This window comes from Faecalibacterium faecis (genome assembly GCF_040096475.1).
Classification (GTDB): Bacteria; Bacillota; Clostridia; order Oscillospirales; family Ruminococcaceae; genus Faecalibacterium; species Faecalibacterium taiwanense.
Genome location: NZ_JBBMEP010000048.1, coordinates 1 through 1,519 on the forward strand (window position 1 = coordinate 1; position 1,519 = coordinate 1,519).

At 56.0% G+C, this 1,519-nt stretch carries 1 protein-coding gene; it reads left to right on the forward strand.

All coding sequences use genetic code 11. The features are described 5' to 3' along the window. Positions 1–1,137, forward strand: a 1,137-nt coding sequence (locus WMO17_RS13025) for a DNA primase family protein (RefSeq protein ID WP_349138323.1), incomplete at its 5' end; no start/stop codon positions are given. Between the last annotated feature and the right edge of the window lie 382 nt (positions 1,138–1,519).

Here is a 1,519-nt window from a genome sequence, read left to right on the forward strand (position 1 = left end):
GAGAACATCGAGGAATATGTCACCTCCGGCCTGTCCAAAAAGGTCACCAACATTCTGGAGACCATCAAGCTGCTGGCTTTTTCCGACCCGTTTCCCATCGAACAGGACTGCATCCACCTCCAGAACGGCGTGTACCATCTGCCTGACGGCTCTTTTCAGGAGAGCCGCCTGTTCTGCCAGAACCGCCTGCCTGTGAGGTATGACCCCAAAGCCGCCAGCCCTGACCGCTGGCTGACCTTTCTGCACGAGCTGCTGGACGATGCCGACATCCCCACCTTGCAGGAGTATCTGGGCTACTGCCTGATCCCCAGCACCAAGGGACAGAAGATGATGCTCATTGTCGGCAAGGGCGGCGAGGGCAAATCCCGCATCGGGCTGATACTGAAACGGCTCATGGGGGATGCCGCCAGCAACGGCAGCGTCCAGAAAGTGGAGAACAACCGTTTTGCCCGTGCCGATCTGGAACGCCGCCTGCTGATGATCGATGACGATATGGACATGAACGCCCTGCCCAAGACCAACTATATCAAAACGATTGTCACTGCCGAAGCCAAGCTGGACTTGGAGCGCAAAGGTGTCCAGAGCTACCAGCGGGACATTTACGCCCGATTCCTCTGTTTCGGCAACGGTGCGCTGACCTCGCTGTACGACCATTCGGACGGCTTTTTCCGCCGCCAGCTCATCCTGACCACCAAGGACAAGCCTGCCGACCGCACGGACGACCCCTTCCTTGTGGAGAAGATGTGTGCCGAATTGGAGGGCATCCTGCTGTGGTGTCTGGAAGGACTGCACCGGTTGGTGCAGAACGATTTCCGCTTCACGGTCAGCGAACGAGCCGCCGCCAACGTGGACACCATCAAGCGCAGCAGCAACAACGTCATCGACTTCATGGAGTCCGAGGGCTATTTCCGCTTCAAGGCGGACTACTCCATCAGCTCCAAGGAGTTCTACGACATTTACAAGCAGTGGTGCGAGGACAACGCCTGTCACAGCGTATCTGCCATCCGTTTCAGCGCAGAGCTGCGCCAGAATGACCGCCGCTACAATCTTGAAGCAACCAACAACATCTACCTGCCCGGTGGCCGCAGGGTGCGGGGTTTTGTAGGCATCGAACCGCTTGTCCACCCCTGCCCGTAAAAAGTGCATTTTTTACGGAAGAAGTTCGTACAACCTGTACGGTCTGTACTTGTACGCACCCGTACGGCGAATCGAAGCAAATTAAAACGTGGTATCGTTTATATCTTGGATTCCTGTACGTCGTACAGACCGTACAGGTTATTTGAAGTCCGTACGCAATTTTTTCAGATGCGTACGGAGCAATCAAGTTCGCATTGTGCGAACTTGTCGGGGCGAGGCCCCTCCATCTTGCTGGCGCAAGACCGTTCGGTCACTTAAAAGCCCCACTGGGGCTTTCATTGCTTCGCAAACGTGAACTCGATTAGCTCTCCCGCAGGAGACGTTCCCCCTCGGAGAGTCCTCGAAGAGCCCACTACACTTTGCAGCCCATAGGGATGAAAGT